This is a genomic window from Mammaliicoccus sp. FSL K6-3158 (genome assembly GCF_038005105.1).
Taxonomy (GTDB): domain Bacteria; phylum Bacillota; class Bacilli; order Staphylococcales; family Staphylococcaceae; genus Mammaliicoccus; species Mammaliicoccus sciuri.
In genome coordinates, this window is sequence record NZ_JBBOSL010000001.1 from 1,780,645 (window position 1) to 1,797,595 (window position 16,951).

Here is a 16,951-nt window from a genome sequence, read left to right on the forward strand (position 1 = left end):
AAGTTATGAAAGTTTTTCTATTATATATTGCATTTATGACTGTTGTTCAGGTAAAGCAAGTTGGAAGTTCACGCCAAATTTATCTTGAACCCACGCAAACTCTCTAAATGTTGGTGGTAATTCTGTTTTCGGCATGAGAATCGCGCCTCCAGATTTAAGTTTAGAATATAAATGTTCCATTTCCATTGCTGATTCACACGTTACATATAATGACATTGCAGGATTCATCTCAATTTCAACACCATTTGTTTGATCGATTCCCATAAATATTTGTCCATTTATTTTAAATATAGAATGTTGAACAGTCCCAGGTTCACCAGGTCCTTCTTCACCATACTTAACCATTGTTAAAATTTCACTATCTTTAAAAATAGACGTATAAAAATTAATCGCTTCTTCAGCTTCACCGTTAAACATTAAAAATGTCGTAATTTTTGGTATCATTGAATAAACACTCCATCAACAGATTTTAATCATTTTTTAAATCGTATATTATTTAGTATAATCTTATTAAGCTTTAAAGACAAAGGAGAGATTTTATGTCACTTTCATTATTGTTACCGATCGTTATTATGTTAGCCATCATCATTGTCGGATATATATTTATTAAACTATTTATGGATTAAAATACAACATAAAGAAATGCTTGGAACAACGTCCAAGCATTTCTTTTTTATTATATTTCAATTATTTACTTGCTACTAAATCTATTCCAAATAACCATGGAACCATGAACCATACAAATCCGACGATAATCACACAGCTGATTAAGTTTAACCAAAATCCGGCTGTCGCCATTTCTCGAATGGTTACTTTGTCTGTACCAAATACAATCGCATTTGGTGGAGTACCAACTGGTAACATAAATGCACAGTTTGCAGCCATTGCTGCTGGAATCATTAATGCTAGTGGATGAACATGAATACCAACTGCAATTGTAGCTAAAATTGGTAAGATCATTGTAGCCGTTGCAGTATTAGATGTAATTTCTGTTAAGAATAATACAAACAGCGTAACAATTCCTATAATTAAGATGATATTGACGCCATCTAATCCTGAAATTTGTTTACCCATCCATTTATCTAATCCACTTTCTGTAATGGCAGAAGCTACTGCTAAACCACCACCAAATAGTAATAAAATGCCCCACGGTAAATCTTTAGCAATTGACCAATCAAGAATTCTAGCAAATTTGCGTCTTGCTGGAATTAAGAAAAGAATTACTGCTACGAACATTGAAATAGTGCCATCTTTAACTAATTCTGTAAAAGGTAATTGTGTTAATAAAAATTCTCTAGATACCCATAAAAATGCTGCTAAACAGAATAGTGTGAATACAACTTTTTCTTCATAAGTCGTCTTACCTAAAGACTTTAACTCTCTTGTGATAATTTCTCTTCCACCAGGAAGTTCTTTCATATCATGTTTAAATATTACGAAATTTAAATATGCCCAAGTTATTGCGAGTAAGATAATGACTGTAGGTACACCCATAACCATCCATTGACCAAAGCCAATTTCTTCTCCGAAAATCTTTTCGTATTGACCTTTCAAAATAATAAGTGGCGGTGTCCCAATTAAAGTACCCAATCCTCCGATAGTACCTGCATAACCGATACCGAGTACTAAAGATTTTTCAAACTGTGATAAATTGTGATTGTCATTGCCTTCAGCTGTTAATTCATTCGCTTCTTTAATAATTGCCATACCGATTGGAATCATGATCATTACGGCTGCTGTGTTTGAAACAAACATCGACAAAGCACCAGTCGCAATCATAAACCCTAATAAAATTCTACCTGTACTCGTACCAATACTTTTAATAATTACGAGTGCAATTCTTGTATGTAAATTCCATCTTTCCATCGCAATAGCAATAATGAAACCTCCTAAGAATAGGAATACAATATCATCTCCATATGCACTTGAAACGGTCGCGCTATCCATAATTCCGCCTAAAGGAAAAAGGAATAAAGGCATTAAGCTTGTTGCTGGAATAGGAATCGCTTCAGTAATCCACCATACAGCAATCCATAAAGTAGCTGCCATAACGTAGACACCATTTTGACTTAATCCATCTGCTTTAAAAAATAATAACACAACTAAAAATAGTAATGGTCCTAGTATTAATCCGATAAGTTGCGCAGTATTGTAAGCTTTTAATTCAGGATCTGGCTTATTTTGATTTTTCATTGCATCCGCAGAAAAGAATTTTAACATTTCTTTCGTACGTCCACTTTCTTTCCAAAGTTGATTCGTAAACTTATTGTCATGTTTATTCATAATTTTCGCCCCCTTTAAAAGTGTATACGTTTACATTTTAACAAAGGTTTTATGCAATTCATACAATTTTCTGAATATTCATGGTTATATATAAAAAAACTGCTGAAAAATTGAATATCAATTTTTCAGCAGTTTTTTACTTTTCTTCATGTTGATCATCAAAGAATCCTTTTGCTTCTAATTCTTTTTTGATACTTTTGAATATATTTTTGTCGCCTAAATCATATCTTCTCTGTCTATTCACGTTTGTGTTATTTGAATAACCGGTACGTTCGTACATATTTTCGTCTCTTACTTCATAGTGATTAAAGTCAGGTTTCGCATTAGAATCTTTTTTAAGAAAATCATTAATATGTCCCCATTTTTTTATCTGCTCTTGTTCTTCTGCAGCAGATAATTTATGTTGGCTTTCCATAAAGACCCCCCTTATCTTGACTTTATTATAAAGTATCTTTCCAAGCTTTTAAAGTCTTTATATCTTTATTTTCGATATAACCTTCTTTTTCAGCTACTGAAATCAGTTCATCATAATTAGACAAAGTATAGAATGGAACATTGATTTCTTTGAAAGCTTCTTCTGCTTTGTTAATACCATATGTAAAGATTGCAAATACCCCTAATACTTCCGCGCCATCTTCAATTAAAGCTTCCACAGCATTAATTGATGAGCCACCTGTTGAAATTAAATCTTCAATTACAACTACTTTTTTCCCTTTGCTTAAAGCACCTTCGATTTGATTCCCTTTACCATGACCTTTGCTTTTAGATCTCACATAGCTCATCGGTAATTTTAGTTGATCCGCAACAAATGCTGCATGCGGAATACCTGCTGTTGCCGTACCAGAAATAATTTCAACATCTTGAGCATGTTCTTTAATCATTTGAATTAAACCTTGATAAATATTTTCTCTAATTTCAGGATATGCTAATGTCACTCTATTATCACAATAAATCGGTGATTTTATGCCTGAACTCCATGTATATTGATCGTCAGGTGAAAGTGTTACAGCTTTAATTTCTAATAATGATTGTGCAATATTTTGAGTCATATGAATTATCCTTCCCATCTTTGTAATATTTCGTGATATCTTGCTACTGGAGCTTCATGTTGCGTAATTGAACGACCTACTACTATATGTGTTGAGCCTAATTTTTTAGCATCTTCTGGCGTTGTCACACGTTGTTGATCATGTGTCTTATCAGATTCTAAACGTATACCTGGTGTCACTTTCAAGAATGTTTCACCGATATGGTCTTGAATTAAAGTAGATTCTAATGGTGAACAAACGACACCATCAAGTCCTGCTTCATGTGCCATTTTCGCATAATGCACGACTGATTCATTGATGGATGATTGAATATTTTGTTCATCTTTCATTTGTTGTTCTGTAGTAGAAGTTAACTGAGTTACAGCAATTAACTTAGCATTAGGATTTGTTTCACGTAAACCTTCAAGTCCAGCAGCCATCATGTTTTTACCACCTGCTGCATGCACATTGATTAAGTCGATATTGAGTTTACCTAATCCTTTTAATGCGCCTTTAACAGTGTTTGGAATGTCATGTAACTTTAAATCTAAAAAGATATCATGACCTCTTTCTTTAATTCGATTGATTGTATCAGGACCATTTTGCAAATAAAGTTCCATACCTACTTTTACAAATAGGGGTTCATTAAATAAATCTAAAAATTGATCAACTTCATCTAGAGTTGCAAAGTCTAATGCAATTATCGGTGTATTTTTCATGTTATTTGACAACTCCTTGTTGGTTATAAGTTCTACCTTTAAGTTCTGTAATATGTTCAACACCTAATTTGTCGAGTAATGTAGGTAATTCATCAATAATATCTTTACATACTGTTGGATTTTCAAAGTTTGCTGTTCCAACTGCTACTGCATCAGCACCAACTGAAATATAATCAATGACATCTTGAGCCGTTCTCACTCCACCCATTGCGATAATTGGAATATCAACGTGTTGACTGACTTCGTATACCATTCTTAATGCAACTGGCTTGATTGCTGGACCACTTAGTCCGCCTATAACATTGCTTATGATTGGTTTTCCGGTCTTCGCATCGATTCTTAATCCTACTAAAGTGTTGATCATCGTTATACCATCTGCGTATTCTGCAATAGCTTTCGCCATTTCTACAATGTTCGTCACATTAGGTGATAACTTTACATACACAGGCACTTCTGAAACAGCTTTTACTTTTCTCGTCAGTTCTTTAGCCACCTCAGGAACAGTACCGAATTGAATCCCACCTTCTTTAACATTTGGACATGAAATATTCAATTCTAGTGCATGAACATTTGATGCTTGTGAGATATGTTTTGCGACGTAAACATATTCTTCTTCAGTAGATCCTGCTACATTAGCAATAATGGGTACATCATATTGTTCAAGGTATTTCAATTCATGCTCCATAATATGGTGAACACCTGGATTTTGAAGGCCAATCGCATTAATCATACCGCTTGCCGTTTCAGCGACACGTGGTGCTTCATTACCGTATCTTGCAAATTGAGTTGCTGCTTTAATCATGATTGCGCCAAGTTCTGATAAATCATAAAACTGACTGAATTCTTTTCCGAAAGCAAAGCATCCACTTGCTGGCATGATTGGATTTTTCAAATTTAATCCTGGTAACGATACATTTAATCGACTCATATGATGACAGCTCCTTTTTCAAATACGGGACCGTCTGTACAAACTTTGACATACCCCGCTTCATTATCAGTATGGCATACACATGCATAACAAGCACCGATGCCACAACCCATACGTTCTTCAAGTGAAATATAACCTTTCACATCACTTAATTGAAGTGTTAAAGCTTTCAACATTGCTTTTGGTCCACAGCTGTAAAAAATATCGAAGGGTGTGTCTAAATTTTCAATAACAGTTGTAACAAATCCTTTAGTACCAAGCGTTCCATCTGCAGTTGCAACATACGTATCACCTAGCGCACTAAATTCGTCTATATAAAATGCATCTTTAGCACTTTGAAAACCTAATACGTGAATTGTCTTTATACCTCTAGCATTGAGCTGTTTAGACAATTCGTACATAGGTGGCACGCCAATACCACCTCCAACTAGTAAGGCAGTATTTTGCGCTTCATCAACTGGGAATCCGTTCCCTAAAGGTGCAATCACATCAATTGGATCACCTTGTTTTAATTGTGAAATCAATTCTGTACCGTGTCCCTCTCTTCTAAAAAGCATTGTAAATGTTTCTTCTTCACGGTTCACTTCACAAATTGAAATTGGTCTTCTCAACATATGTTCAGTTCCTGTACCAGCTTTAATATGAACAAACTGTCCAGGTTTTTTCATATTTTTCGTAAGATTTCCACGTACTTTTAATTCAAAAATAGCATCTGCTATTTGATTATTTGATACAACTGTCATTATCTCGGACATTATAATCCCCCCACTACATTTGTTCAGTTCTAAATGTCATACTTTCCACTACATCTGCTAAAGCATTTGCCGTATCGAGTGATGTTAAACATGGTATACCATTTTCTACTGATTCACGTCTAATTTGGAATCCGTCTCTTTCGTAGACTTTACCTTTTGTCATTGTGTTAACCACAAGTTGTACTTCACCTTTTTGTATTACAGATAGCAAGTCATGTTCGCCGCCTATTTTACCAACCGTATACACTGGGATGTCATGTTCTTTAAAGTATTGTGCCGTACCTTCTGTTGCAAAAATTCTATAACCAATCTCATGAAATCTCTTAGCGATTGTTAATGCTTCAGCTTTATCTTTATCACTTACAGTAAATAATGCTGTACCTTGATCTTGTACTTTTAAACCACTTGCTGTTAAACCTTTATATAATGCTTTTTCTAAAGTACTGTCTTTACCCATTACTTCACCTGTCGATTTCATTTCAGGTCCTAATGTGATATCAACATTTTTAAGTTTATTAAAGCTGAATACTGGTGCTTTAACATATACACCTTCTTTATATGGCGCTAAACCACTTTCATATCCTTGCTCTTTCAAAGTGATGCCTGCAATTGCTTTAGTAGCAATCTTTGCCATTGGAATTTCAGTAATTTTACTTAAGAATGGTACAGTACGACTCGCTCTTGGATTAACTTCCAGTACAAATACTTCTCCTTTAGAAAGCACAAACTGAATATTGATAAGTCCTACTATGTTTAAGCCTTTTGCCAATTTCGTTGTGTAATCGACTAATAAATTAATTTCTTCATCCGTTAACGTTTGAGGTGGATATACGGCAATTGAATCACCTGAATGGACACCCGCTCTTTCAATGTGTTCCATAATACCTGGGATGACAACAGTTTCACCATCTGAAATTGCGTCTACTTCAATTTCTTTACCTGTTAAATAACGGTCAATCAGTACTGGATGCTCTGGGCTTGCTTTAACTGCTTGTTCCATATAATTTCTCAATTCAGGTTCAGCATATACAATTTCCATCGCTCTTCCACCTAGTACATATGAAGGTCTTACAACAACCGGATAACCAATTTCATTTGCGTTATCTATCGCTTCTTGAACTGAAGTCGCTGTTTTACCTAATGGTTGTGGTACATCAATTTTTTGTAATAAAGCTTCAAATTCTTTTCTATCTTCAGCTCTGTTAAGATCTTCAAGCGTCGTACCTAATATTTGAATACCTTTTTGTGCAATTTTATCTGCTAAGTTGATTGCTGTTTGTCCACCAAATTGAACGACTACGCCTTTAGGTTGTTCGTGATTAATGATACTCATCACATCTTCTTCAGTCAGTGGCTCAAAGTATAACTTGTCAGATATCGAGAAGTCTGTTGAAACTGTTTCAGGGTTGTTGTTAATAATAATTGCTTCATAACCCGCTTCTTGAATAGCCCATACAGCATGTACAGTAGCATAATCAAATTCCACACCTTGTCCAATTCTAATTGGACCTGATCCTAATACGATGATTTTTTCTTTTTCAGTGACTATAGATTCATTTTCTTCTTCATAAGTACCGTAGAAATATGGTGTTTCTGATTCGAATTCTGCAGCACATGTATCTACTGTTTTGTAAACTGGGTTAATACCATGTTCTTGTCTTAAATCATATATGTCTCGCTCTGATTGTTCCCATCTATGTGCAATGACTTTATCACTAAAGCCGTATTGTTTTGCCCATAATAATGCGTCTAAATCGCCTTTTTTCTCTTTTAAATCATGTTCAATTTCGATGATGTGTTTGAATTTATTCAAGAAGAAATAATCAATTTGTGTTAATTCATGTATTCTTTCAAGTGATGTACCGCGTCTAATGGCTTCACCAATAAAGAATAATCTTTCATCATCTTGTGCTTTAATTCTCTCTTCAATAAAATCTAATTCAAATTCATCGCCATTTGGTAAACCTAAGTGATGCACACCATATTCTAATGAACGAATCGCTTTTAATAATGATTCTTCATACGTTCTACCTATTGCCATGACTTCCCCAGTTGCTTTCATTTGTGTACCGAGATGACGTTCGCCTTTTTCAAATTTATCAAAAGGAAATCTTGGTATTTTAGAAACAACATAGTCTAGTGCTGGTTCAAATGCTGCATAAGATGTGCCAGTTACAGGGTTTAACATTTCATCTAAAGTCATACCGATTGCTATTTTAGCTGCTAGCTTCGCAATTGGATAACCTGTTGCTTTTGAAGCTAATGCTGACGACCTTGATACACGAGGATTAACTTCTATTATGTAGTAATCTAGTGATTTTGGATCAAGTGCTAATTGTACGTTACATCCGCCTTCAATTTTTAAAGCACGAATAATTTTCAGTGATACATCTCTTAACATTTGATATTCAACATCTGATAATGTTTGACTTGGTGCAACTACGATTGAGTCACCTGTATGAATGCCAACTGGATCGATGTTCTCCATGTTACAAACTACAATCGCATTATCATTTTTATCTCTCATCACTTCGTATTCAATTTCTTTGTAACCTGCGATGGATTTTTCTAGTAAACATTGTGTTACCGGGCTGTATTTCAAACCATTTTGAACAACTTCTCTTAGTTCTTTTTCATCGTGACAAATTCCGCCACCAGTACCACCCATTGTAAAAGCAGGTCGCACAATTAGCGGGTAGCCAATTTCGTTCGCAAAATTTAAAGCACCTTCAATATCGTTCACGATATCACTTTCAGGTACTGGTTCATTTAATTCATTCATAAGTGTACGGAATAAATCTCTATCTTCAGCTTGTTCGATTGAAGATAGTTGTGTACCTAATAAACGTACGTTATTTTCTTCTAATACACCATTTTCGTGTAATTCAATTGCCATGTTCAAACCAGTTTGTCCACCTAAAGTTGGTAACAATGCGTCTGGTTGTTCTTTACGAATAATGCGACTCACAAAGTCTAAAGTTAAAGGTTCAATATATACTGTATCTGCTATTTCAGTGTCCGTCATAATTGTTGCTGGATTAGAGTTTACGAGAATAACACGGTAACCTTCTTCTTTTAGTGCTAAGCATGCTTGAGTGCCTGCATAATCAAATTCTGCAGCTTGACCTATAATGATTGGGCCAGAACCAATTACTAAGATGGATTTTATATCAGTTTGTTTAGGCATTGATTGTACGCTCCTTCGCTTTATGTAATTTGATCATTTCAATAAATTCATCGAATAAATAGTTTGAATCGTGCGGTCCAGGTGATGCTTCTGGATGATATTGTACTGAAAATGCTGGATATTTTTTATGTCTTAATCCTTCAATTGATTTATCATTTAATGCGATATGCGTCACTTCTAAATCAGTTTGTGCAATAGACGCTTCATCAATTGCATAACCATGGTTTTGACTTGTTAAATCTACTTTTCCAGTTTGTAGATTTTGTACTGGATGATTGGCACCTCTATGACCAAATTTCATCTTATAAGACGTTGCACCTTGAGATAATGCAAACAATTGATGTCCTAAACAAATGCCGAAGAATGGTATTTTACCGACTAATTGTTCAATTGTTTGAATGGTTTCTTGTACACTTTCAGGATTCCCTGGTCCATTTGAAACCATTATGCCATCTGGTGAGATATTCAGTATTTCTTCAAATGAAGTTTGGTATGGTACGACTGTTACATCACATCCTCTTCTATTAAGTTCTCTCACGATATTTTCTTTTTTACCGTAATCAATTAATACAACTTTATAGCCATCGCCAGTTGAAATGTATGGTCTAACTGATGAAACTTGTTCAACTTCGTCCGTTCTTAACGATTCAGTATTTAAGCGTTGAACGAGACTTTCTATTTCATCAGCATTATCAGTAAATCCAGCTTTAAGGACACCGAATTTTCTAATTTTACGTGTTAAACTTCTTGTATCAACACCTGAGATACCTGGTATATGATAGAATTTTAACGTTTCATCTAAAGACTTACTTGATCTAAAGTTACTTGGGTAATCACACGCTTCTCTCACGACAACACCATTTAAAGTTGGTGTTAATGATTCAAAGTCATCTCTGTTTATCCCATAGTTACCAATAAGCGGGTAAGTAAATGTAATGATTTGTCCAGTATAAGATGGGTCTGAAATGGTTTCTTGATAACCTGTCATTGCTGTATTAAAAACAATTTCTCCAACTGTTAAATCATCTGAACCTAATGCATAACCTTTATATGTTGTTCCATCTTCTAATACTAAGTATCTTTTATTTTTCATCTTATACTTCCTCCTTGAAGACGATTTCTCCATCACAAATTGTTAAAATTGGATATCCTGAAACGACTTCTCCTATAAATGGTGTGTTAGTACTCTTAGAAGCAAATTCTTCTGCTCGTATCGGTCTTTCTGTTTCCAAGTCTATGATAGTTAAGTCAGCGTAGCTTCCTTCTTCTAATCGACCATAAGGTAAGTTAAATGTTTCACTTGGCTTCGTTGTTAAAAATGCAACAAGTTGTTCTAATGTGAATTTACCTGTTTTCACAAAGTGTGTATATAATAATTGGAATGCTGTTTCACTTCCTACAATTCCGAAAGGTGCATCAATCATTGACACTTCTTTTTCTTCTTTAGCATGTGGTGCATGATCTGTTGCGATGCAATCAATTGTTCCATCTATTAAACCTTCGATTAAAGCATCTCTATCTTCTTTCGCTCTTAAAGGTGGATTCATTTTGTATATCGCATCGTCACCTGGTACGTCATCTTCTGTAAGTAATAAGTGATGTGGTGTAACTTCAGCTGTTACTTTAATACCTGCTTTTTTAGCATCTCTTATGACACGTACACTTTCTTTTGTAGACACGTGACACACATGGTAATGACAATTTGCTGCTTCAGCTAATAACACGTCTCTAGCAATTTGTACCGCTTCGCAAATTGAAGGAATACCTGGAATGCCAAGTTCTTCACTTCGTTTACCTTCATGCATTGCACCACCATAAATTAATGAATTATCTTCGCAGTGTGCTACGATTGCTTTATCAATTTTAGCTGCTTCTTTCATAGCTTCGTACATCATTGAAGCTGTTTGTACACCTACACCATCATCAGTAAATTGGAACATGCCTCTATCTTTTAATGCTTTGAAATCAACATGTTCTTTACCAGCTTGTCTTACTGTAATTGATGCATAAGGTAAAACTCTTACCACTGCATGCTCATCAATGATTTTGTGAAGACGATCTAAATGTTCAACTGAATCTGGGACAGGCTTTGTATTAGGCATTGGACAAACTGTTGTAAATCCACCTCTGGCTGCTGCTTTAGTACCTGTTTCAATTGTTTCTTTATGTTCGCCACCAGGTTCTCTTAAATGTACATGTACATCAACAAATCCTGCTGAAATAAAATGTCCTTTCGCATCAATAACTTCTTGATTCTCTACTTCTATATAATCATCTATTTTTTTAATTTTGCCATCTTCAATTTCAATTTCCTTGTTAACTAATTGACCTTCTAATAAGATTTTTCCATTTTTGATTATAAGTGACATTTTACTTTTTCCTCCTTGTGATTAAGTACAGCATGTATACATGCCATTCTAATGAACACGCCGTTTTCCATTTGTTTAAAAATTCTTGATTTCGAACTTTCTACAAGTGAAGTATCTATTTCAACACCTCGGTTGACTGGTGCTGGATGCATGACGATTGCATTGTCATGAAGTTTGTTATATCTATCTATCGTCAGTCCGTATGCATTGTGATAGTCTTCTTTACTAAACGTTGTACCTGAATCATGTCTTTCATTTTGCACTCTTAACAACATACATACATCTACTTCATCTATCACATCATCAATTTCTACATATGGTACATCTGAAAAATTACATTTCCATTGTTCCGGTGCTGAGAACATCACTTCGGCACCAAGTTTCGTTAAAGCATCTGCATTACTTCTTGCTACTCTTGAATTTTTTATATCACCTGAGATTAAAATTTTTAATCCTTCGAAGTAACCGTATTCCTCATATATTGTCATAATATCTAGAAGACTTTGCGTCGGGTGGTGGCCACTACCATCTCCACCATTTAATACTGGAATATTAAGCCCTTGTAATGTGTCATAATATGCATTTTCGCTATGTCTAATGACTAATGCGTCTACACCAATGGATTCTAAAGTTTTGCAAGTATCATATAAAGATTCACCTTTTTGAACAGATGAAGTACTTATTTCAAAAGGAATGACTTCCAAACCTAATTTTCTTTCAGCCATTTCAAAACTACATTTTGTTCGTGTTGAATTTTCAAAGAATAAGTTTGCGACCGTCATGCCTTTACCAAAAGTTTCTGCACCATTTTCTTTAATGTCTTGTGCTTTCGTTATAATTTTCATGATGTCGTCTTTAGTTAAATCAGTCATTGTTAATAAATTTTTCATATGACACGCCTCCTGAGAATTATTTTATTTTCTTTGGCAATATAAGATTGAGCAAGATACCTACTGTTGCTGCTAAAGCCATACCTTCAATGTTTAAATGTATACCAATACCTGTGAAGTCTAAATGTGCTTTACCGATTCCTAATACGAGAATGACAGAAGCAATAATCAAGTTACGGTTGTCACCGAAGTCGATATTGTTCTCCACCAACATTCTCAAACCACTTGAAGCAATGATTCCGAATAATAGTATGGAAACACCACCCATAACTGGTGTTGGTATTGTTGAAATCATCGCTGTGAATTTACCAACAAATCCTAAGATTAGTGCAAGTACTGCTGCACCTCCGATTACCCAAATACTATAAATTCTTGTAATGGCTAGTACACCAATGTTCTCGCCGTATGTCGTACTTGGTGGCCCACCAATAATTGAAGCCATCATCGTTGATACCCCATCACCAATTAATGAGCGGTGTAAACCTGGATCTTTGAAGAAGTTCTTACCGACAATTTTATTGATGACGATTTGATGACCAATATGCTCACTAACCGTTACAAAAACGATTGGCAGCATGATTAAGATCAGCCCCCATTGTAGAGATGGTGTGTAATCATGAAACGGTAAGTAAATATCTGGCATTTGGATCCATTTCGCTTTTGAAATTGGCGCTAAGTCTACAATTCCAAATAATAATGAAGATATATATCCAACAATTATTCCGATAAGTACAGGAATAATTGATAAGAATCCTTTGAAAAATACTGAAACGATAATTGTTGTAATTAATGTGATGAGTGCGACTGTAATGTATATGCCACTATAACCTTTCATTGCATTTGAATCTGTGTACATCGCCATGTTAACTGCTACCGGTGCTAATCCAAGTCCGATAACCATGATGACAGGTCCTACTACGACTGGTGGTAAAAGATTAAGCAACCAATTCGTGCCAGTAACCTTTATAATCAATCCGATAATGACGTAAAGAACACCACTCATAAATAATGCAACAAGCATTTCACCGAGGTCATGTGTCTTGAGCCCGACAATAATCGGTGTTATGAATGCAAAGCTCGAACCGAGATAAGCTGGTATCTTTCCTTTCGTTATCAGTATATAAAGTAGCGTTCCTAAACCTGATGCAATGAGTGCTGCTGAAACAGGTAAACCTGTTAGAAATGGTACAAGTACCGTAGCTCCGAACATTGCAAATAAATGCTGTGAGCTTAAGAAGAACCATTGTGATGCTTTAGGTTTATCATTAACATCTAGTATGGGTTCTACTGTTCGTTTAAACATTTCTTCATTTTGTGACATTTCCATTCTCCTATTCAAAAAAAGATCCCTTCACAAGATATGCAAAGGGATCTATGTATACAGTGATACCTATAAAGGTATAGTTATCTCCTGTAACCATATATGCTCCTTTGCCAGTCTCTCGTACTGATTTAAAAGGATTTATTTAATTTAATTTTACTGCTGTTTGTTGGTCGAACTCTTCTAATTCAACGACAACTGATTCATTAGATGATGTTGGAACGTTTTTACCTACATAATCTGCTCTAATCGGAAGTTCTCTATGACCTCTGTCGACTAAAGTTGCTAAACTTATTTTTCGTGGTCTTGCGTGATCTAATATAGCATCTAATGAAGCTCTAACAGTTCTTCCTGTATAAAGGACATCATCGACAATAATGACATGCTTATCATTAATATCTACATCGATATTAAATGATTTTACTTTAATCGTACCTTGCTGATTCTGAACATCGTCACGATAATGTGTAACATCAATTTCTCCAGTTGGTACTTGAACTTGTTCGATGTCTTGGATTTTCTGCTCAATTCTGTTCGCAAGAAATACACCTCTTGTCTTTACGCCTAACAAGACAATATCTTTAGTACCTTTGTTCTTTTCAAGTATTTCATGTGACATTCTTGTTAATGCTCTATTTACAGCAGCAGCATCCATGATTAACCTCTCAGCCATATTCAATCTCCTTCCACAAAAAAATACTCACGTCTTTAGAAGACATGAGTATACACTAGTACCATACAAAGATGGTCTACACGCTCATATTATGTCTTCTCAGCCTCTCTGGACTGTCTGTTAAAGACGCTTTAATTGTTAAAACAATAATATCGTTTTTTTAATATGATGTCAAAGTTTAAATAAAATTAAATAAGTATTATTACACGTTGTACTTATTTTTTATCTTCTCGATTTCTTAATTTCTCTAATAATGTTTCAAAATACTCTGGTAATGGTGCTTCTTTTTCAATATATTCACCAGTAACTGGATGTTCAAATCCTAATAATCCAGCATGTAAAGCTTGTCCACCAATGTTCAATGTCTTCTTCGGTCCATATTTAGGATCACCTACTAAAGGAAAACCAATATGTTTCATATGCACTCTGATTTGATGAGTACGACCAGTTTCTAACTGACATTTAACCAATGTATATTTTTCGAATTTTTCAATTACATTAAAGTGCGTGACAGCTTCTTTACCATCATCAACGATCGCCATTTCTTGACGTTCTTTAGGATTTCTGCCGATTGGTGCTTCAATTGTTCCAAATTCGTGAGGTATATTACCATGTACAAGAGCTGTATATTCTCTAGTCACAGTTTTATCAACTAACTGTTCAACTAATCCTCTATGTGCAATATCATTCTTAGCAATCATTAATAAACCGGATGTATCTTTATCTATACGATGCACAATACCGGGTCTAATTTCACCGTTAATACCAGATAAATCTTTAATCACATACATTAATCCGTTTACTAACGTACCTGTATAATGGCCAGGTGCTGGATGCACAACCATACCTTTAGGTTTATAAACGACCGCTACATCTTTGTCTTCATAATAAACCTCAATACCTAAATCTTCTGCGACAATATCAACTTCTTCTATTACTTTTTCAGTCGCAACAATAACATCATTAAGCTTCGTCTTATAATTTGCTTTAATGACTTTACCATTTACTTCAACTAAACCTAATTTAATCCAATCTTGAATTTGATTTCTTGACCAATCTGGATTCAAATCAGGTAATAATTTATCAATTCTTACACCAATTTCATTTTCTGTCTCTATCTTAAATTCAAATGTATTCAAGCTTTTTCCTCCTTGCCCTCAAATAAAATCACAATTATCAATACAATGACACCTAACGTTAAAGCAGCATCTGCTACATTAAATATCGGGAAATTATAGCTGAAAATATATGTATCAACAAAATCAACAACTTCTCCTCTAAACAAACGATCTATAAAGTTACCAATTGACCCTGCAATTAATAAACTTAGTCCAAGTTGAACATCAGGTCGTCCGTATCCTTCATTCTTAAAGAACATAAATAAAATAACAAGCACGACAATTGTTACGATATAAAATAACCACATTTTTCCTTGTAAAATCCCCCAAGCAGCACCTTGGTTTCTATGAGATGTAATATATAAAAAATTACTGATAACCTTTATAGACTCACCCACTTCTAAAGATTTAACAATTAAAAATTTAGTAAGTTGATCAAGCGCGATTAATATAATAATAAAAGTACTCCAAATCGGTACATTGTAACCTTTACGCATCTACTTTCCACTCCAATCTTGATTATTTTACCACATAACACGACCTAATTGTTAATATGATCTTTTAAATTACACATCTAATTCAAACACCTCATCACATATATTTTCTTTCATAACCAATTTAAAATTAAACAAAATAAAAAGAGATCAAGCAACAAAAATTGCTTAATCTCTTATATTAATTAAATTATACATTAGACATACGAGTTATTCTATAAATACCTAATAATGATATAACTACACAAGTAAATAACAAAGTACGGAATAATGTATTTTCACTTTCACCCGTCTTAGGTAATTCTTTTTGTTGTTTATCTGATTTATTATCTGCATCCTTAGCATTACTATCAGTAGTCTTAGCCTTTACATCTTTATTATCTTCTTTTTTCACATCAACTTTTTTAGAAACATCAGAAGATTGAGGTTCAGACTTATGATTAATCATCGCCACTTTATTTTGCTTATCAGATTTATTATTAGCTACAACTTTATTATCTTTATTTGTATCAGATTTATTTTGATCAGTAGCATCCTTCTTATCAACTACATTACTCTGACTATCAGATTTTTTATCAATCTTAGCATTATCTTTAGCCGTTTGGTCTACTTTAGTAGGAACATCTTGTTTTGGTTGGTCTGATGTAGACTGATTGTCAGTAGTGTTTTTATTAGGCTCTGTTTGATCTTTTGGTTGATCTTTTGGTTGATCAGATTTAGGTTCAACTTTTTGATCATCTACTTTTTTATCATCAGAAGTTTTATCAGACTTAGGATCGTATGTTACACCATCTAATGGTCTAGGGTGTTCTCCTACGAAAAGGTCATTTACTTTACCTTTAGATTTATAGAAATCATAATATCCCCATTGATCCCAAATGTGCTTATATTTAGGATTTAATTCATTCGTAGGCACACCATCCTTATAAATAAAAAAATCTACTGGTTTTGCATCAATTTCTAATATTTCACCACCTTGTTCAGGTACAGTCATTGAACCATCATAATTTACTCTGATAGGATATAACATTCCTCCGTTGTGAAACACATACTTCACAGGTTTGTCTTGTTCCATTTCTTCTGCATTAACTTTACCTATTAAAGGTGTTGTTACTGTTGTACATAACAATGTTGATAAAAGTATTTTCTTTAACATGAACTTCTCCCCTTAATTATTTATAACTAA

General features: G+C 34.3%; 16 protein-coding genes. All 16 read right to left on the bottom strand.

The window, feature by feature from the left end; all coding sequences use genetic code 11:
- Positions 1-33 precede the first annotated feature (33 nt).
- Positions 34-444, bottom strand: coding sequence for a VOC family protein (locus MHH94_RS08870; RefSeq protein ID WP_048542477.1), 411 nt, complete (start codon positions 442-444; stop codon positions 34-36).
- 243 nt (positions 445-687) lie between these two features.
- Positions 688-2,283, bottom strand: a complete 1,596-nt coding sequence (locus MHH94_RS08875) for an SLC13 family permease (RefSeq protein ID WP_171992071.1) — start codon at positions 2,281-2,283, stop codon at positions 688-690.
- Between the two features lie 136 nt (positions 2,284-2,419).
- Positions 2,420-2,698: a hypothetical protein gene (locus MHH94_RS08880; protein WP_048542476.1), complete on the bottom strand. Its 279-nt coding sequence runs from the start codon at positions 2,696-2,698 to the stop codon at positions 2,420-2,422.
- A 25-nt stretch (positions 2,699-2,723) separates the two neighbouring features.
- Positions 2,724-3,332: an orotate phosphoribosyltransferase gene (gene pyrE / locus MHH94_RS08885; RefSeq protein ID WP_058591355.1), complete on the bottom strand. Its 609-nt coding sequence runs from the start codon at positions 3,330-3,332 to the stop codon at positions 2,724-2,726.
- A gap of 5 nt (positions 3,333-3,337) precedes the next feature.
- Positions 3,338-4,030 carry an orotidine-5'-phosphate decarboxylase gene (gene pyrF / locus MHH94_RS08890; RefSeq protein ID WP_340840716.1) on the bottom strand — a complete coding sequence of 231 codons (693 nt, stop codon included), beginning with the start codon at positions 4,028-4,030 and terminating at the stop codon, positions 3,338-3,340.
- Position 4,031: 1 nt separating this feature from the next.
- The gene (locus tag MHH94_RS08895; RefSeq protein WP_058591353.1) at positions 4,032-4,958 is read right to left on the bottom strand and encodes a dihydroorotate dehydrogenase; all 927 of its coding nucleotides are present in this window, start codon (positions 4,956-4,958) and stop codon (positions 4,032-4,034) included.
- Positions 4,955-5,713, bottom strand: coding sequence for a dihydroorotate dehydrogenase electron transfer subunit (locus MHH94_RS08900; RefSeq protein WP_049319175.1), 759 nt, complete (start codon positions 5,711-5,713; stop codon positions 4,955-4,957). The genes MHH94_RS08895 and MHH94_RS08900 overlap by 4 nt, the downstream gene beginning before the upstream one ends.
- Positions 5,714-5,726: 13 nt before the next feature.
- Positions 5,727-8,900, bottom strand: coding sequence for a carbamoyl-phosphate synthase large subunit (gene carB / locus MHH94_RS08905; RefSeq protein ID WP_232202073.1), 3,174 nt, complete (start codon positions 8,898-8,900; stop codon positions 5,727-5,729).
- The gene (locus MHH94_RS08910) at positions 8,893-9,993 is read right to left on the bottom strand and encodes a carbamoyl phosphate synthase small subunit (RefSeq protein ID WP_048542463.1); all 1,101 of its coding nucleotides are present in this window, start codon (positions 9,991-9,993) and stop codon (positions 8,893-8,895) included. The genes carB and MHH94_RS08910 overlap by 8 nt, the downstream gene beginning before the upstream one ends.
- A 1-nt stretch (position 9,994) precedes the next feature.
- Entirely contained in the window at positions 9,995-11,269 is a 1,275-nt protein-coding gene (locus MHH94_RS08915) for a dihydroorotase (RefSeq protein ID WP_048542460.1), read from the bottom strand.
- On the bottom strand, positions 11,257-12,159 hold the full coding sequence (locus tag MHH94_RS08920; protein ID WP_048542458.1) for an aspartate carbamoyltransferase catalytic subunit: 903 nt from the start codon (positions 12,157-12,159) through the stop codon (positions 11,257-11,259). The genes MHH94_RS08915 and MHH94_RS08920 overlap by 13 nt, the downstream gene beginning before the upstream one ends.
- Before the next feature lie 19 nt (positions 12,160-12,178).
- A complete protein-coding gene (locus MHH94_RS08925; RefSeq protein ID WP_048542456.1) occupies positions 12,179-13,480 on the bottom strand; it encodes a solute carrier family 23 protein in 1,302 nt (433 codons plus the stop codon).
- 145 nt (positions 13,481-13,625) lie between these two features.
- Positions 13,626-14,153, bottom strand: coding sequence for a bifunctional pyr operon transcriptional regulator/uracil phosphoribosyltransferase PyrR (gene pyrR, locus MHH94_RS08930; RefSeq protein WP_025904587.1), 528 nt, complete (start codon positions 14,151-14,153; stop codon positions 13,626-13,628).
- Between the two features lie 215 nt (positions 14,154-14,368).
- On the bottom strand, positions 14,369-15,292 hold the full coding sequence (locus MHH94_RS08935) for an RluA family pseudouridine synthase (protein ID WP_048542452.1): 924 nt from the start codon (positions 15,290-15,292) through the stop codon (positions 14,369-14,371).
- Positions 15,289-15,768 (bottom strand): signal peptidase II, encoded by a 480-nt coding sequence (lspA, locus tag MHH94_RS08940; protein ID WP_088592408.1) that lies wholly within the window; start codon positions 15,766-15,768, stop codon positions 15,289-15,291. The genes MHH94_RS08935 and lspA overlap by 4 nt, the downstream gene beginning before the upstream one ends.
- 187 nt (positions 15,769-15,955) lie before the next feature.
- Positions 15,956-16,921, bottom strand: a complete 966-nt coding sequence (locus MHH94_RS08945) for a hypothetical protein (protein ID WP_340840728.1) — start codon at positions 16,919-16,921, stop codon at positions 15,956-15,958.
- Positions 16,922-16,951 lie beyond the last annotated feature (30 nt).